Raw genomic sequence first — 25,264 nt, forward strand, 5'->3', positions numbered from 1 at the left:
GCATGAAGTCTGAAATAGAATACCTTACCATAGCACTGCCCAAGGGCAAGCTTTTTGGCCTGTCGGCAAAGCTGTTGGAGAAAATCGGCTATACTGCCGAAGGTTTATCGGATAAATCCCGCAAGCTGATTATCAGCAATGAGGAGAAGAAGATAAGATTTATCGTATCTAAGACCGCTGATGTGCCCACCTATGTGGAATATGGGGCGGCCGATATCGGCGTGATTGGCAAGGATGTGCTGCTCGAAACGGAAAAAGACGTCTATGAACTTCTCGATATGGGCTTTGGCAAGTGCCACTTGATGATGGCTGTGCCAAAGGCAGAGAAGCGAGCCAAACTCATGGACTACAATCATACGCGTGTGGCGACAAAGTTCCCGCATATTGCCGAGAAATTCTTCCGTCAGCAGGGCATGCAGATGGAGTACATCAAACTCAATGGTTCCATCGAGCTCGGGCCGATTGTGGGGCTTTCCGAGAGCATCGTGGATATTGTCGAAACCGGCACGACCTTGCGGGAAAATGATTTGGAGGAAATCGTCTCCATTCAGGAGGCCACGGCACGGCTGATTGCCAATCGGGTGAGCTTTAAGTTGAAGTTTGACCGAATTCATAGTCTGGTGGAAGATTTGCGGAAGGTCTTAGAAGCGGAGGCGGCACAATGAAAATAGTCAAGGCAAGTGAATTAGGCGAAGCAGCCATCAATAAACTTTTGCAGAAGCCTGCTTTTGATGAAGTGGAACTGAGCCCGAAAATCCGGGAAGCCAATAAAGCAACTTTCGGCAAGGATATGACGGCGGCAGAACTTGTGTCACAGATTGTGCGTGATGTGCGCTTTGAAGGTGATAAGGCTGTTCTGCGCTATACGAAACTCATTGACAAAGTGGACTGTGATATCAAGGATTTAGTGGTGACGGAGGAAGAATTTGCCGCTGCAGAGGCGCAGGCTGACCCACAGGTGGTCGCATCCTTAAAGAAGGCGGCGGAAAACGTGCGCCGTTACCATGAGGAACAGAAGCCCAATTCCTGGATGACTTATCGGGAACACGGTTCTCTTTTAGGGCAGTCCTTGATTCCGTTGGACAGGGTAGGCATCTATGTGCCCGGCGGCACGGCAGCTTATCCGTCCTCGGTCATTATGAACGCTATGCCGGCGGTAGTGGCCGGTGTGGGCGAAATCGTCATGATGGTGCCACCAAAAAATGGCGCCATCAATCCCTATGTGCTCATTGCCGCAAGGCTTGCAGGCGTAAAGAAAATCTACAAAATCGGCGGCGCACAGGCAATCGCCGCTTTGGCCTTTGGTACGGAAAGTATTCCGCGTGTGGATAAGATTACCGGCCCCGGCAATATCTTTGTGACCTTGGCCAAAAAAGAAGTCTACGGTCATGTGGATATTGATATGCTGGCGGGGCCCAGTGAAATACTGATTGTGGCGGACGACAGCGCAGACCCTGTCTATACAGCGGCCGATATGTTGAGTCAGGCCGAACATGATCCCTTGGCATCAAGTATTGTGATTACCGACAGTGAAAAGCTGGCCCGGCAGGTAGCAATAGAAGCAGAAAATCAGCTGCAAAAATTGCCGCGTCAGGAAATTGCCCGCGCATCCATCGAGCGCAATGGCCTGATTGTCATTGCAGACGATATGATGCAAGCCCTAAGATTTGCCAATACTTCAGCGCCGGAGCATCTGGAACTTTTGACCCGTGAACCCTTCCAGTTGCTGCCCTATGTACGCCATGCAGGCGCCGTGTTCTTGGGTGCGTACTCGCCGGAACCATTGGGCGATTATTTTGCGGGGCCGAATCATGTGCTGCCCACGGGCGGCACGGCCCGTTATTACAGTGTGCTGAACGTGGAAACCTTTATGAAGCGCACGAGCCTGATTTCCTATACGCAGCCTGCTTTGGAAGCAGTCAGCGAGGATATCATCCGTCTGGCAGAGACAGAAGGCCTGCAGGCCCATGCCAATGCCATTCGTTTAAGGAGGAAGAATTGATGTTAAAATACCGTACCGGTTTGAAAGATATGCCGTCCTATGATGTGGTGGAGCGGGATTGGCAGATAAAGGTCAACGCCAATGAATGCAATATGAATCTGCCGCCGATGGTCGAGGACCGCGTGATGGGCCGCCTTTCCCGTGTGGCCTTTAACCGCTATCCAAATGAGGAATACGATTACCTCTGCGAGCAGATTGCCGACAATCACAGATTGCAAAAGGAAAATGTTTTGCTCGGCAATGGTTCCAGTGAAATCATTGAAAAACTCTTTTTCTGCTTTGGCGGCACTAAGGCAAAAAAAATCGTTTATCCTGTGCCCTCTTTTTCCATGTATGGTATCTATGCCAAAGCGGCACAGGCGCAGGGAATCGCTGTTGATTTGAATGAAGATTATACGCTGGATAAAGAAAAATTCGTGCAGGTCATCAACGAGGAAAAGGCAGGACTTGCCGTTATCTGCAATCCCAATAATCCGACAGGTACGGCTTATGCTCTGGCCGATATCGAATACATTGCGGCCAATATCCATAAAAACTGCGCGCTGCTGATTGATGAAGCCTATATGGAATTTTATGGTCAGACGGCAGTGGGGCTGCTAACAAAATACCCGAATCTGATTGTGGCGCGGACGTTCTCCAAAGCCTATGGCCTGGCATCTGCCCGCGTGGGTTATATGCTGGCCAGCAAGGAAATCGTGGAGATGATTGGCAAGTCCTATATGCCTTATCATATGAATGTTTTGTCCTTGGTTACGGCCGATATTGTCTATCAGATGCGCCATGAATATGTGCCGCGCATTCAGATGATGATTGCCGAACGCAAGCGCATGACCACTCTTTTGGACAAACTGCCCGGCGTGACGGTTTACCCTTCGGAAACGAATTTTATTCTGATTAAATATGCCAAAGCGGAGGAATTAAACCAGTATCTGGAAGAAAAAGGCATCGGCGTGCGCAGCTTTGGCAAGGCACCGCGCCTTGAAAACTGCCTGCGCATTTCCATGGGCCTGCGCGAGGAAAATGATACCTGGTATAACGAGATGAAAGCCTTTGTGGAGGGACGGGCATGAATAGAATCGCTGCAGTAAACAGGGAAACGGCCGAAACGAAAATTGCTCTGCAGTTAAATCTTGACGGTGCGGGCAATGGTACGATTGATTCCGGTATCGGCTTTTTCGACCATATGTTAAATCTCATGGTGGTACATGGGCAGCTGGATTTGGACTTGCGCTGTGATGGGGATTTGGAAGTAGATGGCCATCACAGTGTAGAAGATATTGGCATCGCTTTGGGGGATGCCTTTAAGGAAGCCATTGGCGATAAAAAGGGAATCTGCCGTTATGGCACCTTTTATCTGCCGATGGATGAATCCTTGGCCTTTGTTACGCTCGATATCAGCGGGCGGCCATTTCTCGTCTATGATGGCGGCGAAATGGCTCCTATGGTGGGCGGTTTTGATACGGAACTCACCGAGGAATTTCTGCGGGCTTTTGCCATGCACGCGGGTATTACCCTCCATGTAAAAGTCCTTTATGGCACGAATACCCATCATAAGATTGAAGCGATTTTCAAGGCTTTGGGTCATGCACTGCGAATTGCGGTAAACCAGGACCCGAAGGTTAAAGGTGTTCCATCGACCAAAGGGATGCTCTAAGGAGGGCGGCTGATGATTGCAATAATTGACTATGGGGTAGGCAATTTATTCAGTGTGGAAAAGGCTTTTGCGGCTTTGGGTGCAGAGGCAAAGATTACCAATAATCCCGCGGAAATAAAATCGGCAGAAAAACTGGTGCTGCCCGGGGTGGGCGCTTTCGGTGACTGCATGAAGAATCTGGAAGACAGCGGACTTATCCCGCTGCTGAAAGAGGAAGTGGCAGCAGGCAAGCCCTTACTCGGCATTTGCGTGGGCTTGCAGATTCTCTTTGACGGCAGTGAGGAATCGCCGTCAGCAAAAGGTTTGGGGCTTATTCCCGGACAGGTAAAAAGAATTCAGGCCGAAGATTTGAAAGTGCCGCATATGGGCTGGAATCGGCTGCATATCGCTGAACCACGCCAGTCGCAGGACTTATTTGCGGGGCTGGAGCAGGATAAGGAATATGTTTATTTTGTACATAGTTTCCATGCAGTGCCACAAGATAAATCCGTTATTACAGCTACAACAGATTATGGAGAAAAGCTTACGGCTTCGGTGCAAAAGGGAAATATATTCGCTACTCAGTTTCACCCGGAAAAATCTGGAGACGTTGGTTTGCATATAATTGATAATTTCTGCAAAGGGAGGATTCTATGATTATTTTTCCGGCGATTGATATTCGGGGCGGGAAATGTGTTCGCTTGCTGAAAGGTGACTTTAATCAGGAAACGGTGTTTTCAGATAGTCCTGCAGATATGGCTCGTAAGTGGCAGTTGCAGGGGGCTGAGTATTTACACTTGGTTGACTTGGATGGCGCATTGGCAGGTTCCTCCCAAAACTTAGCGGCGATTGAAGAAATATTGAAGGTTGTCGATATTCCTACGGAACTTGGCGGCGGTATCCGCAATATGGAACAGATTGATAAACTGCTTTCTTTGGGAATTACTCGGGTTATTCTGGGGTCCGTTGCGGTAAAAAATCCTGCTTTGGTAAAAGAAGCCTGCGCGAAATATGGGGAACGTATTGTCGTGGGCATTGATGCCAAAGATGGAATCGTGGCTGTGGAAGGCTGGGGCGAATCCGGCAATATCGGCGTAATTGAATTAGCGCAAAAGATGAAAGCTGCCGGCGTGAAGACCATCATCTATACGGACATTTCCCGCGATGGAACCTTGAGCGGTGTAAATGTCGAAGCTACGGTTAAACTTGCACAGGAAAGCGGTGTGAAAATCGTTGCTTCCGGCGGGGTAAAATCTCTGGACGATATAAAAGCGCTGAAAGAACATGAAAATGATGGTATCGAAGGTGTGATTGCAGGCAAATCCATTTATATGGGAACTTTGGATTTAGTGGAGGCAATAAAAATCGCCAAATAGGGATGATTTCTCAGAAAATTTTTCAAAAAATACTTGCCAAATTCTTTTTTATTGACTAAAATAAAAACAGATTATTTTTCTATAAAGGAGAAATGGAAATGGCAAGAAAAGCAAATTACGACGAAAAGATTAGCGCAATCGAAGCAAAAATTGCAAAGAAACAGGATGAGCTCAAAGCACTGAAAGCTCAGCTTAATGAAATCAAAGCTAAGAAAGCTCAGGACGATTACAAAGAGCTGACGGAATACATGGCAGCTAACAACCTGTCCGCTTCCGAAGTGCTGGCTTCCATTAAGGGCTAATCAGCAACAGTTTTATATCGGAATTTCCAAGGGAATCATTGCTCTGGCAGTGGTTCCCTTTTGCTGTGCCATCTTTGTGCGCGGTAGGGAGGCGTATTTTTAAGGCGATTTTAATGAAATATTCAGATATATTTCAGCTGGCAGGGGTAAAATAATCTCATGATTTCGGCAGGAGATTGTCATTCCTTGTGGAAGTCATAAGGTAGATGAGAATGCTCATCAATGGTTACCAATCTATACAGTAGGAGGCAAGCGTATGAGGATCAGCAAGTTGCGAAACATGTCAAAGTCGTTGTTCTGGGGCGACAGACCTTTACCTGAGGACTCTGAGATGAAGGGGGTTATTGAAACCGACACTGGGCGGACGGGGATTCTCCTGAAGCTGAAAAATGGGATGTACGTGCTGGGGACGGCAGGCACCCTGACGAAATTGAATCAGGAAAAGATTCGCCATAAATTAAAGGAAGCATAGGCAGGAAAGCCGATACCATATATTGATTGTGACAGAGGCACAGACAGGAAGCCCCTTCTGACATATAATATCACTGTGTATTATATAAGTCAGAAGGGGTTGTTTCTTTATATGACGGAAAAGGTGAAAAAAATATCTCCCCGCCATGCGGTGGTGGATAGAGGCGCCTGTGTGGCCTGTGGCACCTGTGAGGATGTGTGTCCCCGGGGCGCTATTGCCATTTATCGGGGACAGTATGCTAAGGTGCAGGAGGAACACTGTGTGGGCTGCGGCATCTGCGCTAGGGAATGTCCGGCATCCATCATCAAAGTGGAGGTGCGGGCATGAAGAAACGCTGGTATCATTATCTCTGGATTTGGTCGCTGCTTTATTTTTGCATGGGCTTTTTCAACATTCTCTTTGCCTGGCTGGGGCTGGTGAGCTTTGCTCTGCCCTTGATTATGGCCATTGGCTTTGGTCATAAGGGCTTTTGCAACCGCTATTGCGACCGCGGGCAGACGCTTAGGGCTTTGGGGCAGCTGGGCTTTTCTCGGCGGCGGGATATGCCGGACTGGATGAAGGGCCGGGCCTTTCGCTATGGCTTTATGGTCTTTTTCTTCGGTATGTTTGGCAGTGTTCTCTATACGACCTGGTTGGTGTATAGCGGTGCAGAATCCCTGCAGCAGGTGGTGTCGCTGTTTTGGACTTTTCATTTTCCTTGGGAATGGGCATACAGCGGCGCGGTTTCTCCCTGGACGGCGCAGTTTGCCTTTGGGCTCTACAGTTTGATGCTGACATCGGAGGTTATTGCCATGGTAACCATGCTGCTGTTCCGTCCACGTTCCTGGTGTGTGTACTGTCCCATGGGCACATTAACCCAGCTGATTTGTCAGGCCAAGGGCGAAAAGCAGGAAAGCTGACTTTTTTCGCGAATATGAACAAGGTGATTAGAAATTTTGTTCATAGGGGGCCTTTGACATGCCAACGGGGCGGTTGTATTTTCTCGACAATCTTAAATGGTTTATTATCTGGCTGATGGTGGTGTTCCACGGAGCCATGTGCTATATGGCTTATGCGCCTGATTGGTGGTACGTGGTGGACAAGGCCAATCCTGTGTTGTCGGCAACGCTCTTTGTCTGTTGGGCAGATATCTTCATCATGCCGGTGATGTTCTTCATTTCGGGGTACTTCGGGCTGATGTCCATGGCCCGTCATGGCATCCGTTTGTTCTGGCAAAAGAAGGTGGCGCGGATTATCCTGCCCTGGCTCTTTGGCAGTATCTTCATTGCGCCGGTGGTGACTTATATCATTCTGGCCAGCCGTCAGTCGGCTATGGGCTTTGGAGAGTTTTACACCACGCTCTTTTGGGGCCTCTTTATGAGCAGGCGCAGTATTGGTATCTGGGCGCATTGCTCGCCCTGTATGTCTGGCTGATGATGGCTGTGCGGATTTTTCCCAGCCTGTGCGTGCAGCGGGCGGGAAAGCCTGGAGCGGGCATGTTTGTTGCGATGTTTCTGTTGGCCGCTGCTAGTATTGGTCTGATTAGTTCCCATATGCATCCGGATACCTGGCGCTTCTTTGCCTACATTCTCGTTCTGCAGCCCGTGCGGATTCCACTGTATATCATGGTGTTTTTCGCGGGGACCTGGGCCTGGCGGCAGAAATGGTTTGCAGATGGCGGCTACGTGCCCGGAGCCGGTAAGTGGGGGGCGGCCTTTGCCCTGACAGGTGCCGTTTACCTTTGGCAGAAATTCGTCCTGCCGGTGTTGGGCTTGAGTACGGAAACCATGGTCTGGATTAATGCCGTTACCATGGGAGCTTTCGCCATATCATCCCTGTTCTTTTTGCTGGGGCTTTTCTATCTATACTTTAATTTTGCAGGGCGCTATCTGTCAGTCTTAGGGGGCACTTCTTATGGTGTGTATTATCTCCATATGCCCATACTGTTTCCCATAGCCTGGGCGTTTGTGAGCGTGGACATGAATGTGTACCTCAAATATATCTGCGTCTGTGTTTTGACTCTGGCTGTTTGTTATGCAGGGAGCCGCTATGGCTTGTCCCAGATAAAGAGTTTTGCCTTGCCGAAGAAGTGAGAGGTCTGGAGGTGTTTGTATGCCGTTGTTAGGTGCTTGCGCGGTTCCCCATCCGCCGCTGATTATCCCGGAGATTGGCCGGGGACAGGAGCAGGGGATTTCCGCTACCATTGAGGCGTATAAAAAAGCTGCCCAGTGGGCGGTGGAAAAAGAGCCGGATTTAATTGTCATCACCAGTCCCCATGCAAAGATGTATGCCGACTATCTGCAGATTTCTGCAGGAGCAGGAGCTAAGGGGAGTTTTGCAGCTTTTGGTCATCCAGAGGTGGCCTTTGCTGTGGATTATGATGCGGAATTTGTGGCAGAGCTTTGCGCATTGGCGAATGAAATCAAACTGCCTGCGGGAACTTTGGGCAAGCAGGATGGTGGCCTTGACCATGGCACCATGATTCCCCTGTATTTTTTGCAGCAGGCAGGCTATCAGGGAAAAATTGTCCGCATTGGTCTGTCGGGGCTGCCAAGGGATAATCATTATGCCCTGGGCGTCCTCTTGGCGCTGGCAGCAGAAAAACTTGGGCGGCGCATGGTGCTGGTGGCCAGCGGCGACCTCTCCCATAAGCTCAAAGAAGATGGGCCATATGGCTTTGACCCTGCAGGGCCGGTATTTGACGCCCGCATGGGTGAATGTTTTAAGGATGGGGACTTCCTGAAACTTTTGACCACACCGGCAGACATGGCGGATGCGGCGGCTGAATGCGGTCTGCGTTCCTTCTGGATTATGGCGGGCTCCTTGGATAGATGGCAGGTCAGGCCGCAGCTGCTCTCGCTGGAGGGGCCTTTTGGTGTGGGCTATGGCGTGGCGCTTTTTGACCTGGCCAAGCGCGACGAAAGCCGTAACATCGGAGAACAGGCTGCAGAAGCACAGCGGGCAGAGATGGAAAAACTCCGGGCGCGGGAGGACGAGTATCTCGCATTGGCCCGATATTCCTTGGAACATTATGTGCGCACGGGCCGGCGGGCGGCGCTGCCGGACAATCTGCCGCAGGAGCTCACGGGACAGAAGGCCGGGGCCTTTGTCAGCATCAAGAAGGATGGCCAGCTTAGAGGCTGTATTGGCACCATCCTGCCAGTGCGGGGAAGCCTTGCCGAGGAAATTCTCTACAATGCGGTGTCGGCAGGTACTGGCGACCCGCGCTTTTCGCCTGTGACCGAGGCGGAATTAGCCGAACTGGTCTATGATGTGGATGTGCTCTCGGTGCCGGAACCCATTGCAGGCACCGAGCAGCTCGATGTGAAGCGTTACGGCGTTATCGTGGAGTCGGCAGACGGCAATCGCCGAGGGTTGCTTCTGCCGGACTTGGCCGGCGTGGATACGGTGGCCAAGCAGGTGGACATCGCCCGCAAGAAGGGCAATATTGCCCCTGGGGAACAGGTGAAGCTCTATCGCTTTACCGTGACCCGTCATGTATAAAATGGAGTGGACTGCATATGAAACTAGCAATTTTAGGAACAGGTTTTATCGTTAAGGAAGGGGCACTGCCTGCTCTGCAGGAAGTGCCCAAAGTGGAGGTCACGGCCATCTTCGCCCGGCCCCGCAGTCAGGAAAAGGCCGAGGCTTTGGCCCGGCAGTACAAGATTCCGCAGGTTTACACAGATTATGATGAACTGCTGGCCTCTGCGGATGTGGATTTTGTCTATGTCGGGCTGACCAACAGTGTCCATTATGAATATGGAAAAAAAGCCCTGCTGGCAGGCAAACACGTTATCATGGAAAAGCCCTTTGCCTCCACGGCAGCAGAGGTGCAGGAACTGCGGGAGTTGGCGCTTGCCAAGGGACTTTATATGTTCGAGGCGGTTACCTGCCTGCATTTGCCCAATTTCCATGCCATCAAAGAGATGTTGCCCCAGCTGGGGACAATCAAAGGGGTGCAGGCAAATTATTCCCAGTATTCCAGCCGTTATGACCGGTATCTGCAGGGCGAGGTGCTGCCTGCCTTTGACCCGGCGTTGTCTGGTGGAGCTCTCTACGATATCAACATCTATAATCTGAACTTTATCGTGGGCCTCTTTGGCGCGCCTGCGCAGGTTTCCTATAAGCCCAACAAGGGCTTTAACGGCATTGATACATCTGGCGTGGCCCTGCTTGATTATCCGGGCTTTACGGCGGTGGCTGTGGGGGCAAAAGACGCGGATAGTCCCTGCTTTATCACCATACAGGGGGAGAAGGGCTGGCTGCAGGTGACAGGGGCACCCAATGCGCTCAAGACGTTTGCCGTGGCTTTGCATGGGGAGCGGAAGGTTACTCATTATGAATTGAATCGCTATGGCCATCGCATGGTGCATGAGTTCCAGGAGTTTGCCGATTGCTATGCCCGGCAGGATTACGAGACCATGCGGCGGGGGCTGGACGTATCGCTGGCGGTCATGGAGACAGCCGAAAAGGCCCGCAAAGGAGCCGGAATTGTCTTTGCCTGCGATTGTGAATAGTTTGAAATTTATCAAATGCAAAAGAATAGGATAAAATTACTTGAAGTATTCGCTTTGGTTATGATATAATAGCGCGGGTGAATATTTTATGGTAGGTCCGGTGGAAGAGCATTTATCTGCTATGGTACTTGGGTAAAATGGCAGATAAGTGCTTTTTTGTGTTTGGACCAAGAGAGGATGTGTCTAATTGAAAGACGAGATTTTTAGCGTACTGCAACGTGTCGGCCGCAGTTTCATGCTGCCGGTTGCGGTACTGCCCATTGCTGGTCTGCTGTTAGGCCTGGGGGCGTCGTTTACCAACCCGACGACCATCAAGACCTACGGCCTCGAAGCCATCTTCGGTGATGGCACGGTGCTGCATTCGCTGCTCACAGTTATGAGCGCAGCGGGCGGCACCATCTTTGGCAATCTGCCGATTATCTTCGCGGTAGGCGTAGCCATCGGTATGGCGAAAGCCGAGAAGGAAGTAGCGGCTCTGGCTGCCATGATTTCCTTCTTCGTTATGCATGTTTCCTGTAATGCAATGCTGCAGCTCACGGGCAAAATCCTGGCTGATGGCTCCATTGCGCCGGGCGTGCTCGAAGGTACGATTGCGTCAAGTTGTGGTATCATGTCCCTGCAGATGGGCGTGTTCGGCGGTATTATCGTGGGTATCGGCGTTTCCGTGCTCCACAACCGCTATTATAAGATTGTATTGCCGGATGCCCTGTCCTTCTTTGGCGGCTCCCGCTTTATTCCCATCGTTTCCACGGTGGTATTCTTGTTTGTAGGTATTGCCATGACCTTTATCTGGCCGATTGCGCAGGATATTATCTTTGGTCTTGGCAATGTGGTTACGGGCACGGGCTATATCGGTACTTTGATTTTTGGTATCGTGAAGCGTGCGCTGATTCCCTTCGGCCTGCACCATGTATTCTATCTGCCGTTCTGGCAGACGGGCGTGGGCGGCAGCATGATGATTGACGGTCAGCTCGTTCAGGGCGGTCAGAATATCTTCTTTGCACAGCTGGCTTCTCCGAATGTCGCACATTTCAGTGCTGATGCTACCCGTTATTTCTCCGGTGAGTTCATCTTCATGATTTTCGGTCTGCCCGGTGCGGCTCTGGCTATGTACCGCTGCGCCCGTCCGGAAAAGAAAAAGGTGGCTGGCGGCCTGCTTCTGTCTGCAGCTCTTACGTCCATGCTCACGGGTATCACGGAACCGATTGAGTTCTCCTTCCTGTTCGTTGCTCCGCTGCTCTTCGGTGTGCAGGTTGTCCTGGCCGGTGCAGCTTATATGATTGCCCATATCCTGAATATCGCCGTAGGTCTGACGTTCTCCGGCGGTCTGCTCGATTTGTTTATCTTTGGTATTCTGCAGGGCAATGACAAGACGAGCTGGATGCTTATCATCCCCGTTGGTATCGTCTACTTCTTCCTGTATTACTTTGCATTCTCCTTCCTCATCAAGAAGTTCGACTTCAAGACGCCGGGCCGCGAAGAGGATGATGAAGAAACGAAACTCTACACCAAGGCGGATGTCAATGCCCGCAAGGCTGGCGTACAGGGAGAAAGCGGCAGTGCTGATGAACTGAGTCAGACCATTGCCCGCGCTCTGGGCAGCAAGCGCAACATCACTTCCGTTGACTGCTGTGCAACCCGTCTGCGCTGCTCGGTAGCTGATTCTGAACTGGTTGACCAGAAACTCTTGAAGGCTACGGGGGCTTCCGGCGTAATCGTCAAGGGCACCGGCGTACAGGTTATCTATGGCCCGAAGGTTGCGGTCATTAAATCCAATCTCGAAGAATACTTGGCTACGGCTCCGGAAGTGGAAGCAGATGCAGCTGCTCCGGTTCTGGAAGAAACGACTGAGGCTCAGGCTGAAGCTCCGGCAGCTGCCCATGGCGACCATGAATTCTTCGCTCCGGTTGCCGGTACGGCTCATGCCATCACGGAAGCACCGGATGCCGCATTTGCCGGCAAAATGATGGGCGATGGCTTCTTCATTGCTCCGGCTGACGGCCATGTGGTAGCTCCCTGTGACGCTGAAGTCATGTTCGTCTTCGACACGAAGCATGCCATCGGCATGAAGGCCGCTGACGGCACGGAATTTTTGATTCACTTCGGCGTTGACACCGTCAAACTGGGCGGTCAGGGCTTTGAAGTGTTCGTGGAACAGGGCCAGCAGGTCAAGCAGGGCGACAAGCTCATGGAAGTTGACCTCGACTATGTCAAGGCCAATGCACCTTCTGATGTCTGCCTGGTAATCTTCACCGGCGGTCAGGCTGTCCATATGGAAAAATCCTATGGCATCAAGGCTCTGGATGCAGTAGCTTCCTATTGATTGCCAAATTCATAAACACAAAAGTGCAGCAACGTTACGTTGCTGCACTTTTAGTATGAACAATTTTATAGAAAATCATCATTTGGGTTGTAAACTTGTAACAAAGAGCGTATACTGTAAACTTGTAAATGTAATTTACAGGAATTCTTGTAGTAAAGGGGATATGTTACAGTGTTTAAGCCACACAAATTAGCAATCATCGGATTAGGTCATGTAGGTTCTGCGGTTTTGGCAAGAGCCATTGCCTGCCAGTTGGCGGCAGATATTGCCTGCATTGACATCAAGCCGGAAGTGGCCCATGGCGAGGCGTTAGATGCCGTACATTCGCTGTCTTGCAGCTATGTGCCGGGCATTCACGTTCATTCTGGGGGCTTTGAGGAATGCCGTGACGCTGATGTGATTATCTGTGACGCCGGCCCCAGCATTTTGCCGGGACAAAAGATGGACAGACTCACTTTGGCCAAGGAAAATATTGCGGTCATTCGTGAGGTGATGAAAAATGTCACCCAGTATACCCGTGAAGCTGTCTTTATTATGATTACCAATCCCCTGGATATAACGACCTATGTGGCCGCTACGGAGTTTGATTATCCTGCCGGCCGCCTCTTTGGTACAGGTACCACGCTGGAAACCATGCGCCTCAAGAGCATCATCGGTCGTCATTATCATGTGGACGCGGCCGATGTGCAGGGCTATATGCTGGGCGAGCATGGCAATTCTGCATTCCCGGCCTGGAGTACGGTAAATATCGGCGGTGTGCCTTTGGACAGCCTCGATGAATTCTATGACCATGAAAAGGCTCTGGACCGTCAGGAAATTGCCCAGGAAGTCGTCAACACTGCCTATGATGTGCTGCAGTCCAAGGGCTGGACCAATACGGGTATAGCCATGGGAGCCTGCCGTCTGGCAAAGGCAGTGCTCTTTGATGAACACGCCGTACTGCCGGTGTCCATGCCTTTTAATGGTGAGTATGGTCTGACGGACGTGGCACTGTCCTTGCCAAGCATTATTGGCAAGAACGGCGTAGAAAAGCGCATCCCGCTGCATCTGCCAGCAGATGAGCTGGAAATGATGAAGAAGAGCGCCGAAAGCGTCAAGTCCGTAATGCGGGCGAATCAGGTGATTGACTGAGTGGATGTGTGGCTGATAGAAAAATATGTGACAATATATAACTATCGGTGGTAAAATAGATATATAAGATTTGCATAGCGATATTACCGGGCATAGAAGGTTCCTTCCGCCCGGTTTTATTTTATATGGGTTATGGGGAGATTATTCCAGAACATTATTCTTCAGCAGCGCAATTTCCTGGGCGTAGCCAGCAAGTTCATTGGGCGTTTCCAGTATAAAGGGAAGGTTTCGCAGCTGTGGATGGTTTATGACGCTTACCAGTGCGTCAAGGCCAATACACCCCTCACCAATGCGTGCGTGCCGGTCTTTGTGTGAACCACAGGGATTCAAACTGTCATTTAGATGGATAGCCTTGAGGCGTTCAAGACCGATAATCCGGTCAAATTCATTCAGCACGCCATCCAGGTCATGGACGATATCATAACCGCCATCCCAGATGTGGCAGGTATCCAGGCAAATACCCAGTTTGTCTTGCAGTTCTACCCGGTCAATGATGGCCCGCAGTTCCTCGAAAGAACGACCAATTTCGGTGCCTTTTCCGGCCATGGTTTCCAAGAGCACTGTGGTGGATTGGTCAGGCGTGAGGACGCGGTTGAGTTCTGCGGCAATTAAGGCAATGCCGTGTTCACTGCCCTGCCCTACATGACTGCCGGGATGAAAATTGTAGTAGTTTCCGGGCGTGGCTTCCATTCGCTGCAGGTCATCTGCCAGCATTTCATGAGCAAATGTGCGTAAATTGTCTTTGGCTGCACATAGATTCATCGTATAAGGGGCATGGGCGACCAACTTGGTAAAATGATGCTCCTTGGCGAAAGCGATAAAGGCATCCACATCTGCATGGTTGATGTCCTTAGCCTTGCCACCACGGGGATTGCGGGTGAAAAAGGCGAACGTGTCCGCATTGATGCTGACGGCATCTTTGCCCATAGCAAGATAGCCTTTAGCTGATGATAAATGACATCCGATATGAAGCATACTTACTGCCAGCCTTTCCAAATATCCGGCTCATAGCCTAAAGTTGACTCTTTGCCATTTCGTACTACGGGGGTTTTTATGACCTGTTGGTTCTCAAGGATTGTTTCCAGTTTGTCTGCCATATAATTGACACGAGCCAGGGCATCCTTGTCCTTGCACTCCGGATTTATCATACCGTCGATGCCGCCATGAGCTTTGGCTACGGACTGGAACTCGCCTTTGCTCATTCCCTTGTCCAGGATATCAATAAACTGGAACTTTATGCCGCGTTCTTTGAAGAAACGCTGTGCTTTCTTGGTGTCGTTACACTTCTTGGTGCCGAAAATCTGAATGTTCATGTTTTCCCTCTTTTACCGTTTTATTATAAATGGCCTGCCTCAAGTATAATGTGGTTTTTCGGCAACGTCAAACAACGTAATAACACATTGGGGGGAAGGGCTTTGGCTAAATATCCGGGGCTTCATAATGAGATGCAGGCTGAGCGGCTGTTCTCAGTCTTTTTATAACAGTGGATATAAACGCAGCTTCTCGTTTATCGTTGACCTGTGGTAATTGATGTAATATAATGACTGATGTAATGTTGATGGATACAACTGGGGTGAGGAGGTTTTCTATGCAGTTTTCTTTTTGTCTGCCGGTAGCCACATGGTCACCTCCAAGCCGCTGGTCTAGTGGAAGAGGCTGAGTAAGAACATGCATGATATCTGGAATCTATGGCATGGCTGCAAGAAAATCAGTCCCGGCTGTGCCAACTGCTATATGTATACGCTGGATAAGCAAAGGGGAAAAGATGGTGCGGACATTTACCGGACAGAGAATTTTAACTATCCCCTGCAGAAAGACCGCTATGGTGGTTATAAGGTAAAAAGTGGCGAGCTTATCCGGGTGTGCATGACTTCGGATTTTTTTCTGGAAGAGGCTGACAAATGGCGGGAAGAGGCATGGGAAATCATGCGGCAGAGGCCGGATGTCATTTTCTATCTGCTCACCAAGCGGCCGGAACGGGTGGCTGCCTGCTTGCCACAGGATTTTGGCAAAGGTTGGGAGAATATCTGGTTTAATGTAACCTGCGAGAATCAGAGAATGGCCGACATCAGGCTGCCGCTGCTCAGGGATTTGCCGTTCAAACACAAAGGCATTATGTGCGCTCCCCTGATTGGTGCCGTGAGTCTGAAACCATATTTGGAGGATGGCATCATAGAGCAGGTTATCTGCGGTGGTGAGAATTACGAAGGGGCAAGGCCATGCAACTATGATTGGGTTCTGGCGCTGCATAAAGAGTGCCAGGAAACCAATGTGTCCTTTTCCTTCATCGAAATAGGTTCGCATTTCATTAAAGATGGCAAGCACTATCGCTTGAGCAGCAAGCAGAAGCAGGCGGAACAGGCCTTTCGGGCAGGTTTGAATTTTAAGGGCAAGCCGATGCATTTTGACCTGCGATATGCGATTGGGCTGCCTGTAACACCGGATGAGTGTTACCGTTCCGTTTACGACGGCCCCCATTGTCATGCCTGTGGCAGTCGTTTGATATGCAATGGATGCAGCCATTGCGGCAAGTGCGGATAAGCGATTGGATTCGTATAGGCACACAACAGCAGAGAAAAGTAGTGGCGAGGAAGGTACGTTAAAAAGGAAGTTTTAGCAATGAGAAAGACAGATGAGTGGTATGAGTTGGCGGCTGGGGAAATACCGAAACTGCTGGTAGATAAACTGGCTCCTTTTGGCTTTCGCCGTGACGGAGATGCCTATTTCTACGACGAGGATTTGCTGGCAGGCAGTTTTCGGCTTCATATAAGGGTCAGCGAGGATGGTATTGTGTCCACCCTGCTGATGGATACGGAATCAGAGGAGCCTTATGTGCTGCATTTGGTGGAAAATGCGCAGGGAGCTTTTGTAGGAGAAGTACGGGCTGCCTATCGGGCAGTCCTTGACCGCATTGGTGCATCTTGCGGCGAGCATGGCAGCTTTCATGGGCAATATGTAGAGGAACTTTTGCAGTATGTGCAGAATACCTATGGTGATAAACTCGAATATCCGTGGAAGGATATGGATGCGGCGGTTATTCGTTCCCATTTGTCACAGAAATGGTATGCGGTCTTTATGAAGGTACATCCCAGTAAAATCGGCATTGGCGGCAGCCAGCCTATTCGTATCATGAATCTGCATGGTACGGCAGAACAGGTGGCCACCTTAGTAGATGGGGAAAGGTATTTTCCGGGCTGGCACATGAATCGGAAATACTGGTATACCATCTGTCTGGATGGCAGTATACCGATGCCGGAACTTCGACAAAGAATCGACGAAAGCTTTGTATTGGCACAGCCCAAGAAACGGCGATAATAGGGAGGCCGAACAATCAAGAAATAAGGATATATAAATGAGACTATGCGAATGCATGGCCTCATTTTGTCCATCAGATAAGGTGCTTCACCACATTATGGGCGAAGGCGAAAGAGTGGATATCAACACGGATAAAGTAGAAATTAGCTAGTATTTAGATGATATTTGAGGTGAATGGAATGTCATTATTGGCGAGTAATAGAAAATTTACCAAGCAGGTAGTAAAAGCACTAAATGATTGGAATAAGCCAAGATTTACGGAGCGGGATGCGTTCTGCAAGGTATCTTGGAAAATGAACAGGCGAAAGATAGATGAGTTTGCCTTACTGATGACAGAAGGTCTGTTTAGGCCGCTAATTAGGACATTGGGAGAGAATTCGGACAAGCCACTGGTGGCAGTAGCCACTGGCAAGGCAGAGCTGATGAAGCTTCTCCAGCTGACGGAAAATGCCAAGCTGGAAATGGAAGCTATAGATACAGCAACGAGTAACGAAGAACTGTTTGAAATTCAGCTGCGCTTGCGGGGAATATGTGCAGCTTTGGTGGATGAAAGCGTACGCATTATGAATCTTGAAGGAACGCCGTTTGAATTGAAAAAGCAGGAGGATGCTCGTGGGCAATAATATGGACATGATTATCAGAAATACAAGTAAAAGTTATTTTCTCCAGGGCTCCTGTCCTTGATTGAGAATTTCTACTTGAATCGCTTTCATGGCTGCCAGTGCCGTGTCGTGGGATTCCGGTGTGACTCCAGCGCAGCAGGCGGCGTCAACCGCCACATGGCTGTTCGGGCAGGCTGATTTTGCGATTACAGCGTTGGACAGCACACAAATATCCGTACATAAGCCAACGAGTTCAATAGAGTCAACCTTGTTTTCATAAAAGCTGGCTAGGGAAAGCCCCATATTGTAAGCACCAAATGTAGTTTTTTCTATAACATCAGCTTCCAGAGGAACGTTCAGCTGGCTGTTAATGGCCCAGCCCTCCGTATTTTTGATGCAATGGGGGACCGGCAGATTCTTGCCTTCTTCCGTTTCCATGTAGTCGTCATAATGGGTATCCTGCGTAAAGATGATGAAGTCATTATTTGCTCTGGCTTCTTCGATTTTCTTCGCCACATTGCTGACAATGGCTGCAGCTTCCGGGGAACCCAAAGCACCGTTGATAAAATCATTCTGCATATCGACAACAATTAAAAGTTTTTTCTTGTTCATTTTTTCTTGTCCTTTCAAAAATCGGTAGCCATAATCGGCATAGACGTAAGCGTCGGCAGCATTCTTATGATAGCACAGGAACACGCCGCCCCGCCAGTTGTCATTTTATGAATATTCGCCAATACCTGCTGAATTCCTTCCTTAACATAACTCCGAAACCTGGTCACGGGAACCTAAAAGTTCAGTGATTTTTCCGGTTCACAAAAGGAAATGTCTTACAGTTATCGAATTTATATAAAATTAGAACGCCTTATGGCATGGCATTCAGGTATCCGACATTGTGGGTGCGAGCAAGAACGGTATCAGCGTGAATATAGGAACTTGGAAAAAGGAGCAAAGTTTATGATAAGAAAGACATTATTTCTTCTATTGGTTTCACTTTTTCTTATGACAGAAACTTTTGCCGGTGGATTACAGATAATTGATAAACCAATACGATGGTCTGATTTTAGAGAGCAGCTTATTCGTGAGTATGCTGCAGCACACTACAACTTGGAGCGAATAGATATCATCCCCCAAGCTGTTGTTGTGCATTGGACAGCCTCTAGTACTTGGGAATCTGCTTATAATCATTTTTACAATGAGGCCCGCGCTGATGGGACGCTGAACGTTGCATCGCACTTTCTGGTGTCACGGGATGGGCGAATATACAGACTCACACCTGAAACAGCACTTAATAGACATATTATAGGCTATAACTGGTGTGCCATTGGCATAGAAAATGTAGGTGGAGTTAATGGCGTGGAAGATTTAACAGACGCGCAACTGGAAGCAAATGTTGAGCTAATCAAATATTTACATAAAAAATACGCGACGATTTCCTATGTCTTTGGTCACTATCAGCAGGATGCAGCCCGAAGCAGTGGATTATACATTGAAAATGTACCGAACTATCGCTCAGAAAAAATAGATCCTGGTTATATTTTCATGACTGCGTTGAAAAGTCGCTTGCAAGGTGAAGGGCTTAAATTTTACGATAACTAGGATGAAGCATCGCCAAGGTTTTCTTCCCAGATGTAGTTGTTGCTGAATTCATGAATAATTTTTCCGTTCACAAAAGGAATTGCCCCGATAATTGTCGAAATAATTAGGAAACTGATTTAATGTTTCGACGGATTGGGGAATGTAGTGTGGAGGGAATGGGGGCTTATACACCGGAATTGCTGACGGAAGTCTATGATGAATGGTGCGAGAAAACGGGAGTAACGGTTTTATATGATGCTGCTCTTGTGGGAGCGGTTGTAGATGCCGGAACCATCACTGCATGTGTGGTGCAGACCGTAGAGGGGCTGGGGAAAATCCAAGCCAAGACGTTTATTGATGCCACAGGGGATGCCCTGCTGTCGCGGTTTGCCGGAGTCCCCACGGAAAAAGGTTCGGAAAAAAACGGGCGAAACCAGCCTATGAGCCTGCGGTTTGAAATGGGAGGCATAGATGTAACGAAAGTTTATCATTTCTTTCATGATAAATTGAAGGATACTTGGTTACCGGAAGAATGTTCTAAAAAATTTAAGGAAGATGTGAAAAAAGGCCGCGATCCGTTTTGGGAATTTGCCAAATGGAAGAAAACCGAGAGTTTCTTTCGGGAAGCCGTTAAGAAAGGTGAACTAACGGAAGATGATGTTCTGTATATCCAGGCATTTTCCATACCGGGTAAGCCACATACCATGTCCATGAACTGTCCGGAAATGCCTCCTTTGCTGTTTTCGGCTACAGATGCTGTGTCACGCAGTAAGGCAGTATCCTTTGGACGGAAGATGATGCGCCGTTTGGCAGCTTATTTCAAGAGGAATATTCCCGGCTTTGAAAAAGCCTATATCAGCCGCGAAGCCAGCATGGTAGGCGTGCGCGAGTCTTGGCGGATTCGTGGGAAATACTATATGGGAGCCGATGATTATCTGCAGGCACGCCATTTTCCTGATGCAGTCTGCCGCTCGGCATATCCTATAGATATTCATGATGTGAAGCTGGATTTATTTGAAAAGCTGAAAAAGGGGCAGTATTACGAAATCCCCTATCGCGCGCTGGTGACCAATGAGATGTCCAATCTGCTTGTGGCAGGACGCTGCGCCAGCGGCAGTTTCGCTGCGCAGGCTTCCTTCCGTATACAGCCCACCTGTATGAGTATGGGAGAGGCAGCCGGTATTGCGGCAGCTTGGGGACTATCGCGGAACATTCCTGTAAATGAAGTTAAATGGGAGGATATACCTGCTGAAAAACGCAGTTATGTAAGCCAATAACACGGCTCGCTAAGATATATTCTGCTGTGTCAGGGAAAACGCCTGCGTACTTGGTGACGCAGGCGTTCTGTCATGATTAGCCGTTGCAGGCAGGATGTTCACGATGTTTGTCGAATTTGTAAAGAAATAGATAAATTTAGCATATTCCTTTATAGAAGGGGCAGATGATATGGCAAGTGAGGTTGTACAGAAAGAAACAAAGTTGGCTAATGGCTGGTTGGCTTGGCGTGTTGAGGGACGGATAGATATTTCTACCGCTGAGTCTATTTATTCAAGTGGAGAAAAAATCGTTGAGCGTGAGGAGAAGACTGTTCTGGATTTGGAGGCTGTGTCGTATATTTCCAGCGCGGGACTCCGAGTACTTTTGCGTCTGTTTAAGAAAGCCAGCAAGGAAGGTAAGGAGTTTGCGGTAGCAGGGGCTGCTGGTATGGTGAAGAAGGTTCTAATCGATAGTAATATGAATTCGTATTTAACCATGCTCCAATCACTCGATGAACTTTGAGTTCAACAGACTGGGAGTGCGGGGACAAAAGGGGCGTCGTTAAAGGAGTAGTTTAGGAATGGGCGATTACTGGCGGATTGTACGAAAAATATTGCGCAGACGGCTGAGTATCCGGGAGCGTTTACTGCTACTCCTGTTTATCAGCAGCTTGTTGTCGGCCCTGGTGTTTGCAGGCTTGTCCTTTTATGGCGTTACCTTCGTGCAAAAAGATATAGCAGAGATGGGGGGACAGCTTTCGCAGGAGGGAGCTGCATACACACAGGAATATATAAATAAAACCAGTAAGGAGACGATAGCAGACTTAGCCAGGTCGAAAGCTAACTTTATTGACTATGAGTTGGCACATATGGAGCATGATGTGACCATTTTAGCAGATGCTTTGACTTGGATACATAAGCATCCGTCCAATTATCTGCCAGCTGCTGTTCTTGACCCGTATAATGGGAAAGTTCCGCCGGCTGCGCCCTGTATTATCTATAGTCCTGAGGTGCGAAAACGTGGGATTGAAACGGTACGGCAAGAAGTTGAGCTGGCCGCCAATATAACGGGTACGATGGTGCCGATGGAAAAAAACTATGGTTATTATAGTTATTCCGCAACCTATTTTGGCAGTAAATCCGGTTTTTTAATTTGCAGCAGCGTCTTTGTTGGGGATAAGTACAGTCCGATATCGGATGATCCGGCCTTTAACTATGATCCCTGTATTAGGCCATGGTATCTAAATGCCATCAAGGCCAATAAGGCTGTATTTTCTATGCCGTATCTCACAATTTTGACGGAGGAACACAATGATGTTGAAGTGATAAGTTGCTCAGCGCCATATTATGATGCAGAGGGAATTGCCGGCGTAGCAAGTCTTGATTTAGCGACTAAAGAGTTGCGTCAATATATTCATAATACGGCTATTGGCGATAAGGGTATTAACTTTATCATGAACAATGAAGGCAAGGTGATTTTTTCACCAGTGCACGATGGGGTGTTGGCTGAGACAGATAAGCTGCAGGATTTACGGAAAAGTGAATCGGCGGAGTTAGCTAAGGCAGCTTATTATATGGCTAACGGTGAAAGTGGTGTATTGCCGGTTGAGCTGGATGGCGAAAAATATATGTTGGCGTTTGCGCCACTTCCTACGATGAAATGGAGTCTGGGGATTTTGGTGTCACAGAATGACCTTTCGTCTTCCTTGCAGGAAAGCCATAACTATTTCATGGGGCAGATGGAATCTTTCCGTGATAATTTGCAGCGTGAGTCGTTTTTATTATTGCAGATGGCTGTGCTGGCATTTTTTATCATGGTGGTTATTATGATATTCACGTCGAAGGCGCTTTCTGACCGGTTTGTAAAGCCGATAAAGCAGATGGCTGATGGCGTGCGTGAAATTGCCAGTGGCAATCTTGACAAGAAACTTGATATAACTACTGGCGATGAAATCGAACATTTAGCAATATGCTTTAATTCTATGACGGATGAGCTAAAAAACTATATTGATAACTTATCTAAGGCAACAGCTGAGAAGGAAAGGGTAGCTGCGGAGCTTTCGGTGGCCCGTAATATACAGTTGGGCGCATTACCGCAGGATTTTTTGACCGATTATCCGGAATTTCAAATAAATGCGGCCATGGATGCAGCCAAAGGGGTAGGCGGCGATTTTTATGACTTTTATATGACGGATGAAAATCATCTGGTGATAACTATTGCTGACGTGTCAGGGAAAGGGATTCCGGCAGCCCTTTATATGATGCGCGCCAAAACTACGTTAAAGAATATGGTCTTAAGGGCGAAAAATGCTGCTGATTTTGCTGACTGTATGAAGATGGCGAATCGAGAACTTTGCCGGGAAAATGAAGAAATGATGTTTGTGACGGCGTTTATGGCCAGGCTGGATTTAACAACAGGAGAACTGGTTTATGTAAATGGTGGTCATAATCCACCGTTGGTGCAGGCTGATGGCAAGTTCTGTTATTTGCAGCAAGCAAGAAAACATATGATGCTGGGCATAAACGAGGACGAAATGTATGAGGCGCATAGTTTGGCTATGCAGCCGGGGGATATTATTTTCCTGTATACAGATGGCGTGACAGAGGCTATGAATGAGGCCGAAGAACTATATTCCGAAGAGCGTTTACAGGAAACATTAAATAGGCAGCTGTCAAAAGATGTCAGGGAAATACTCGCAGCTATTCGTCAGGATGTTAGCACTTATGCGGGGGACGCGGAGCAATCCGATGACATAACCATGTTGGGGCTGAAATTTTGTGGCAGCTTGGATGATGTGTAGAACTGCTTAGTAAAATGTCCGGTAATGAAAACACGGGAGCTGCCAAATGATATGTAAAAGAGTTCCATGCATGGAGTGCTACCGTTATGGACATCACCATTCAAATCTCAGCGGTAAATGGCAGATTCACGCTGGATTTCATACAGAAGTTTCAATGCCCTGTTTATCTAAAGGCCTTTTTGCAGGAACTGGCGGATAACGACATCGTTTATGAACTGCAGGATAAACAGATAAGGTCATTGCCCGCAATCAGAGTGCCGTGGAAATCGTGAATATGCAGCCTACAATATATGGAGAAGATAATATATGCGAACACCAATATATACTGTTTCTGAAGAAAATTATCATCAAATAGTAGAGTGGCTAGAAAAAACTTTTTCCGAACTGGGACTATCCCGAGAAGAAATATATAATGGCGAATTATTGCTAGAGGAGAATTTCTTTCATTTTGCCACAGCTTCTGGTGATAAAAATAAATTTCAAGCAAAAGTAGAGGTTACAAAGCACTTTGGTGAAGTCAGCCTTCGACTGATTGCCCCAGGAAAAGCCTATAATCCACTCAACGACATAGAGGAAATTCCAGACGATGAGCAAAAACAATACAGCTTGGGTATATTAAAAGCACATAAGGATGACATAAGTTATGCACGGAAAAATGATGTAAATATTATTTCTATCCGTGTACATCGTTCAGGCAATAAAATTGCCATTTATACACTTATTGGCCTTGTGGTGGGCATCGTTGTAGGGATAGGAGCTAAAAGTGTACTTGCTCCGGATATACTTATATGGTTGGTTGACAACATATTTGATACGGTTGAAAAATTGTTCATGAGTGCGTTGATGATGGTCATAGCACCATTGGTTTTTTTCTCGGTTATCGAGGGCATAACGAGCATGTCGGATGCAGCAGATATCGGGCGTATGGGTGGAAAACTTATACTTTTATCTATTGTTAAACTATCTGTAATTCTGGTCATGTCAATAGGATTAGGATTTTGGTTAGGCGCTATGCCTGACCTTATTTCAATGCTGAATGAGGAAAGCAATTCCGCAGTAATCATGTCTTTAAAGGACGTAATGATAAGCATTGTTCCACCCAATATTATTGCTCCTTTTTTTAACAATAATCTTCTACAAGTATTGTTCCTAGCTTGCTTTTTGGGCTTTATTTTAGCTAAGTCAGGTGACAGAGGGCTGCCTGTTCGCGAGGTAATCGTATTTGGTAAGCGCTTTGCTATGGATGCTGTGAGGGCAATTATGCCGGCTATGCCTATTGTAGTTGCAACTTCTATGGCAAAAATGATGATAATTGTCGATATTTCGGTCTTTTTGCCGTTTAGCAAAATTGTCATTTCTGCGTTTATCGAATTTTTAATAATCATTTTGAGCGAAGCCGTTTTTTTGGCAATTATTGGTAGGGTTTCGCCGTTGCCGTTTGTAAAAAAATTTCTTAGCTTTAGTGTTTTACCATTTTCTGTCCGCAGTTCGAATGTATGTTTGCCTGCTACGCTGGAATATTGTTCCGATAAGCTGGGGATTGATGAAAAATTAGCACTTTTTTCTATTCCTATCGGCATTCAATTTAATATGCTAGGAGGCTGTGCTTATGTAACAGCTATTGCTATTTTATTACGGGTAACAATAGGGTTACCTTTTGATTTTGAATTTTTAATCACCTTCTTCTTTGCAGCGCTTATGATGTCGTTTACTTTTCCTAGTGTACCAGGCGCAACGGTTATTGTTATGACTTCAATTTTTGGTATGGCTGGAGTGCCAACAGCAGCAGTTACCTTATTTTTTGGCATTGACCCTTTGGTAGATGGCATTAGAACAGTAAGTAATATGGTCGGAAATTTATCTTCATCATTTCTTTTGGCACGATTGGAAGGAAAGCTGGATAAACATATTTATTATGAATAATAATGTAACTGTGAAATAATGCGTTGAATATCCCTAGCGAATAATCACCGTGGT

At 47.9% G+C, this 25,264-nt stretch carries 29 protein-coding genes; 25 read left to right on the forward strand and 4 right to left on the reverse strand.

Annotated elements, in window-relative coordinates:
- Nucleotides 1-2 precede the first annotated feature (2 nt).
- From hisG to P157_RS0107475, 16 genes are all read left to right on the forward strand, one after another.
- A complete protein-coding gene (hisG, locus tag P157_RS0107400) occupies nt 3-665 on the forward strand; it encodes an ATP phosphoribosyltransferase (protein WP_026760430.1) in 663 nt (220 codons plus the stop codon).
- Nucleotides 662-2,002 (forward strand): histidinol dehydrogenase, encoded by a 1,341-nt coding sequence (hisD, locus tag P157_RS0107405; RefSeq protein ID WP_026760431.1) that lies wholly within the window; start codon nt 662-664, stop codon nt 2,000-2,002. The genes hisG and hisD overlap by 4 nt, the downstream gene beginning before the upstream one ends.
- On the forward strand, nt 2,002-3,072 hold the full coding sequence (gene hisC / locus P157_RS0107410) for a histidinol-phosphate transaminase (protein WP_026760432.1): 1,071 nt from the start codon (nt 2,002-2,004) through the stop codon (nt 3,070-3,072). The genes hisD and hisC overlap by 1 nt, the downstream gene beginning before the upstream one ends.
- On the forward strand, nt 3,069-3,656 hold the full coding sequence (gene hisB, locus P157_RS0107415) for an imidazoleglycerol-phosphate dehydratase HisB (RefSeq protein WP_026760433.1): 588 nt from the start codon (nt 3,069-3,071) through the stop codon (nt 3,654-3,656). Before hisC ends, hisB begins: the two co-directional genes overlap by 4 nt.
- 12 nt (nt 3,657-3,668) lie before the next feature.
- Nucleotides 3,669-4,292, forward strand: a complete 624-nt coding sequence (hisH, locus tag P157_RS0107420) for an imidazole glycerol phosphate synthase subunit HisH (protein WP_026760434.1) — start codon at nt 3,669-3,671, stop codon at nt 4,290-4,292.
- The gene (gene hisA, locus P157_RS0107425; RefSeq protein WP_026760435.1) at nt 4,289-5,011 is read left to right on the forward strand and encodes a 1-(5-phosphoribosyl)-5-[(5-phosphoribosylamino)methylideneamino]imidazole-4-carboxamide isomerase; all 723 of its coding nucleotides are present in this window, start codon (nt 4,289-4,291) and stop codon (nt 5,009-5,011) included. Before hisH ends, hisA begins: the two co-directional genes overlap by 4 nt.
- A gap of 98 nt (nt 5,012-5,109) precedes the next feature.
- Nucleotides 5,110-5,313 carry a protein kinase gene (locus P157_RS0107430; protein ID WP_026760436.1) on the forward strand — a complete coding sequence of 68 codons (204 nt, stop codon included), beginning with the start codon at nt 5,110-5,112 and terminating at the stop codon, nt 5,311-5,313.
- A 256-nt stretch (nt 5,314-5,569) separates the two neighbouring features.
- Nucleotides 5,570-5,785 carry a hypothetical protein gene (locus tag P157_RS0107435; protein ID WP_026760437.1) on the forward strand — a complete coding sequence of 72 codons (216 nt, stop codon included), beginning with the start codon at nt 5,570-5,572 and terminating at the stop codon, nt 5,783-5,785.
- Nucleotides 5,786-5,896: 111 nt separating this feature from the next.
- Entirely contained in the window at nt 5,897-6,112 is a 216-nt protein-coding gene (locus P157_RS0107440; protein ID WP_037368212.1) for a 4Fe-4S binding protein, read from the forward strand.
- Nucleotides 6,109-6,684, forward strand: a complete 576-nt coding sequence (locus P157_RS0107445) for a hypothetical protein (RefSeq protein WP_026760439.1) — start codon at nt 6,109-6,111, stop codon at nt 6,682-6,684. The genes P157_RS0107440 and P157_RS0107445 overlap by 4 nt, the downstream gene beginning before the upstream one ends.
- Nucleotides 6,685-6,742: 58 nt before the next feature.
- Entirely contained in the window at nt 6,743-7,198 is a 456-nt protein-coding gene (locus tag P157_RS0107450; protein WP_026760440.1) for an acyltransferase family protein, read from the forward strand.
- A 62-nt stretch (nt 7,199-7,260) separates the two neighbouring features.
- Nucleotides 7,261-7,857, forward strand: a complete 597-nt coding sequence (locus P157_RS0107455) for a hypothetical protein (protein ID WP_196243105.1) — start codon at nt 7,261-7,263, stop codon at nt 7,855-7,857.
- Nucleotides 7,858-7,876: 19 nt separating this feature from the next.
- A complete protein-coding gene (gene amrA / locus P157_RS0107460) occupies nt 7,877-9,268 on the forward strand; it encodes an AmmeMemoRadiSam system protein A (RefSeq protein ID WP_026760442.1) in 1,392 nt (463 codons plus the stop codon).
- Nucleotides 9,269-9,285: 17 nt separating this feature from the next.
- Nucleotides 9,286-10,284, forward strand: a complete 999-nt coding sequence (locus P157_RS0107465; RefSeq protein ID WP_026760443.1) for a Gfo/Idh/MocA family protein — start codon at nt 9,286-9,288, stop codon at nt 10,282-10,284.
- Nucleotides 10,285-10,471: 187 nt separating this feature from the next.
- Nucleotides 10,472-12,607, forward strand: a complete 2,136-nt coding sequence (locus P157_RS15255; protein ID WP_080695406.1) for a PTS transporter subunit IIABC — start codon at nt 10,472-10,474, stop codon at nt 12,605-12,607.
- Nucleotides 12,608-12,778: 171 nt separating this feature from the next.
- The gene (locus P157_RS0107475) at nt 12,779-13,738 is read left to right on the forward strand and encodes an L-lactate dehydrogenase (protein ID WP_026760444.1); all 960 of its coding nucleotides are present in this window, start codon (nt 12,779-12,781) and stop codon (nt 13,736-13,738) included.
- A 141-nt stretch (nt 13,739-13,879) separates the two neighbouring features.
- Here the strand turns inward: P157_RS0107475 and P157_RS0107480 are convergent, their stop codons facing one another.
- The 3 genes from P157_RS0107480 to P157_RS15480 all read right to left on the reverse strand — a co-directional run bounded on the left by P157_RS0107480 (nt 13,880) and on the right by P157_RS15480 (nt 15,358).
- Entirely contained in the window at nt 13,880-14,713 is an 834-nt protein-coding gene (locus tag P157_RS0107480; protein ID WP_026760445.1) for a deoxyribonuclease IV, read from the reverse strand.
- Between the two features lie 2 nt (nt 14,714-14,715).
- Nucleotides 14,716-15,051, reverse strand: a complete 336-nt coding sequence (locus P157_RS0107485; RefSeq protein ID WP_026760446.1) for an arsenate reductase family protein — start codon at nt 15,049-15,051, stop codon at nt 14,716-14,718.
- Nucleotides 15,052-15,157: 106 nt separating this feature from the next.
- Nucleotides 15,158-15,358, reverse strand: coding sequence for a hypothetical protein (locus P157_RS15480; protein WP_155266715.1), 201 nt, complete (start codon nt 15,356-15,358; stop codon nt 15,158-15,160).
- Nucleotides 15,359-15,406: 48 nt separating this feature from the next.
- On the opposite strand from P157_RS15480, the gene P157_RS0107490 reads away from it, so the two are divergent.
- The 3 genes from P157_RS0107490 to P157_RS15635 all read left to right on the forward strand — a co-directional run bounded on the left by P157_RS0107490 (nt 15,407) and on the right by P157_RS15635 (nt 17,676).
- A complete protein-coding gene (locus tag P157_RS0107490) occupies nt 15,407-16,279 on the forward strand; it encodes a DUF5131 family protein (RefSeq protein WP_026760447.1) in 873 nt (290 codons plus the stop codon).
- 78 nt (nt 16,280-16,357) lie between these two features.
- Nucleotides 16,358-17,053 (forward strand): MmcQ/YjbR family DNA-binding protein, encoded by a 696-nt coding sequence (locus P157_RS0107495; RefSeq protein WP_026760448.1) that lies wholly within the window; start codon nt 16,358-16,360, stop codon nt 17,051-17,053.
- A gap of 179 nt (nt 17,054-17,232) precedes the next feature.
- Nucleotides 17,233-17,676: a hypothetical protein gene (locus P157_RS15635; RefSeq protein WP_026760449.1), complete on the forward strand. Its 444-nt coding sequence runs from the start codon at nt 17,233-17,235 to the stop codon at nt 17,674-17,676.
- Between the two features lie 33 nt (nt 17,677-17,709).
- Here the strand turns inward: P157_RS15635 and P157_RS0107505 are convergent, their stop codons facing one another.
- On the reverse strand, nt 17,710-18,267 hold the full coding sequence (locus P157_RS0107505) for a cysteine hydrolase family protein (RefSeq protein WP_037368647.1): 558 nt from the start codon (nt 18,265-18,267) through the stop codon (nt 17,710-17,712).
- 342 nt (nt 18,268-18,609) lie between these two features.
- Between P157_RS0107505 and P157_RS0107510 the strand changes: the two genes are divergently transcribed.
- The 6 genes from P157_RS0107510 to P157_RS0107535 all read left to right on the forward strand — a co-directional run bounded on the left by P157_RS0107510 (nt 18,610) and on the right by P157_RS0107535 (nt 25,210).
- Nucleotides 18,610-19,251, forward strand: coding sequence for an N-acetylmuramoyl-L-alanine amidase (locus P157_RS0107510; protein ID WP_026760451.1), 642 nt, complete (start codon nt 18,610-18,612; stop codon nt 19,249-19,251).
- 119 nt (nt 19,252-19,370) lie between these two features.
- Nucleotides 19,371-20,507, forward strand: a complete 1,137-nt coding sequence (locus tag P157_RS14110) for an FAD-dependent oxidoreductase (RefSeq protein ID WP_080695407.1) — start codon at nt 19,371-19,373, stop codon at nt 20,505-20,507.
- A gap of 169 nt (nt 20,508-20,676) precedes the next feature.
- Complete coding sequence (locus P157_RS14880; protein ID WP_051598542.1) at nt 20,677-21,009, forward strand: STAS domain-containing protein; 333 nt, start codon at nt 20,677-20,679, stop codon at nt 21,007-21,009.
- 58 nt (nt 21,010-21,067) lie between these two features.
- Nucleotides 21,068-23,287 (forward strand): SpoIIE family protein phosphatase, encoded by a 2,220-nt coding sequence (locus tag P157_RS0107525; protein WP_026760452.1) that lies wholly within the window; start codon nt 21,068-21,070, stop codon nt 23,285-23,287.
- An 86-nt stretch (nt 23,288-23,373) separates the two neighbouring features.
- Nucleotides 23,374-23,559: a hypothetical protein gene (locus P157_RS0107530; RefSeq protein ID WP_026760453.1), complete on the forward strand. Its 186-nt coding sequence runs from the start codon at nt 23,374-23,376 to the stop codon at nt 23,557-23,559.
- A 34-nt stretch (nt 23,560-23,593) separates the two neighbouring features.
- Complete coding sequence (locus P157_RS0107535) at nt 23,594-25,210, forward strand: dicarboxylate/amino acid:cation symporter (RefSeq protein ID WP_026760454.1); 1,617 nt, start codon at nt 23,594-23,596, stop codon at nt 25,208-25,210.
- The last annotated feature ends 54 nt before the right edge of the window (nt 25,211-25,264 follow it).

Origin of the sequence: Selenomonas ruminantium AC2024 (assembly GCF_000687995.1) — a bacterium.
Classification (GTDB): domain Bacteria; phylum Bacillota; class Negativicutes; order Selenomonadales; family Selenomonadaceae; genus Selenomonas_A; species Selenomonas_A ruminantium_B.

Coding starts and splice junctions, on each gene's coding strand:
- hisG (WP_026760430.1), top strand. CDS start 3: ATGAAGTCTGAAATAGAATACCTTACCATAGCACTGCCCAAGGGCAAG.
- hisD (WP_026760431.1), top strand. CDS start 662: ATGAAAATAGTCAAGGCAAGTGAATTAGGCGAAGCAGCCATCAATAAA.
- hisC (WP_026760432.1), top strand. CDS start 2,002: ATGTTAAAATACCGTACCGGTTTGAAAGATATGCCGTCCTATGATGTG.
- hisB (WP_026760433.1), top strand. CDS start 3,069: ATGAATAGAATCGCTGCAGTAAACAGGGAAACGGCCGAAACGAAAATT.
- hisH (WP_026760434.1), top strand. CDS start 3,669: ATGATTGCAATAATTGACTATGGGGTAGGCAATTTATTCAGTGTGGAA.
- hisA (WP_026760435.1), top strand. CDS start 4,289: ATGATTATTTTTCCGGCGATTGATATTCGGGGCGGGAAATGTGTTCGC.
- P157_RS0107430 (WP_026760436.1), top strand. CDS start 5,110: ATGGCAAGAAAAGCAAATTACGACGAAAAGATTAGCGCAATCGAAGCA.
- P157_RS0107435 (WP_026760437.1), top strand. CDS start 5,570: ATGAGGATCAGCAAGTTGCGAAACATGTCAAAGTCGTTGTTCTGGGGC.
- P157_RS0107440 (WP_037368212.1), top strand. CDS start 5,897: ATGACGGAAAAGGTGAAAAAAATATCTCCCCGCCATGCGGTGGTGGAT.
- P157_RS0107445 (WP_026760439.1), top strand. CDS start 6,109: ATGAAGAAACGCTGGTATCATTATCTCTGGATTTGGTCGCTGCTTTAT.
- P157_RS0107450 (WP_026760440.1), top strand. CDS start 6,743: ATGCCAACGGGGCGGTTGTATTTTCTCGACAATCTTAAATGGTTTATT.
- P157_RS0107455 (WP_196243105.1), top strand. CDS start 7,261: ATGTTTGTTGCGATGTTTCTGTTGGCCGCTGCTAGTATTGGTCTGATT.
- amrA (WP_026760442.1), top strand. CDS start 7,877: ATGCCGTTGTTAGGTGCTTGCGCGGTTCCCCATCCGCCGCTGATTATC.
- P157_RS0107465 (WP_026760443.1), top strand. CDS start 9,286: ATGAAACTAGCAATTTTAGGAACAGGTTTTATCGTTAAGGAAGGGGCA.
- P157_RS0107480 (WP_026760445.1), bottom strand. CDS start 14,713: ATGCTTCATATCGGATGTCATTTATCATCAGCTAAAGGCTATCTTGCT.
- P157_RS0107485 (WP_026760446.1), bottom strand. CDS start 15,051: ATGAACATTCAGATTTTCGGCACCAAGAAGTGTAACGACACCAAGAAA.
- P157_RS0107490 (WP_026760447.1), top strand. CDS start 15,407: ATGCATGATATCTGGAATCTATGGCATGGCTGCAAGAAAATCAGTCCC.
- P157_RS0107495 (WP_026760448.1), top strand. CDS start 16,358: ATGAGAAAGACAGATGAGTGGTATGAGTTGGCGGCTGGGGAAATACCG.
- P157_RS15635 (WP_026760449.1), top strand. CDS start 17,233: ATGTCATTATTGGCGAGTAATAGAAAATTTACCAAGCAGGTAGTAAAA.
- P157_RS0107505 (WP_037368647.1), bottom strand. CDS start 18,267: ATGAACAAGAAAAAACTTTTAATTGTTGTCGATATGCAGAATGATTTT.
- P157_RS0107510 (WP_026760451.1), top strand. CDS start 18,610: ATGATAAGAAAGACATTATTTCTTCTATTGGTTTCACTTTTTCTTATG.
- P157_RS14110 (WP_080695407.1), top strand. CDS start 19,371: ATGTTTCGACGGATTGGGGAATGTAGTGTGGAGGGAATGGGGGCTTAT.
- P157_RS14880 (WP_051598542.1), top strand. CDS start 20,677: ATGGCAAGTGAGGTTGTACAGAAAGAAACAAAGTTGGCTAATGGCTGG.
- P157_RS0107525 (WP_026760452.1), top strand. CDS start 21,068: ATGGGCGATTACTGGCGGATTGTACGAAAAATATTGCGCAGACGGCTG.
- P157_RS0107530 (WP_026760453.1), top strand. CDS start 23,374: ATGGACATCACCATTCAAATCTCAGCGGTAAATGGCAGATTCACGCTG.
- P157_RS0107535 (WP_026760454.1), top strand. CDS start 23,594: ATGCGAACACCAATATATACTGTTTCTGAAGAAAATTATCATCAAATA.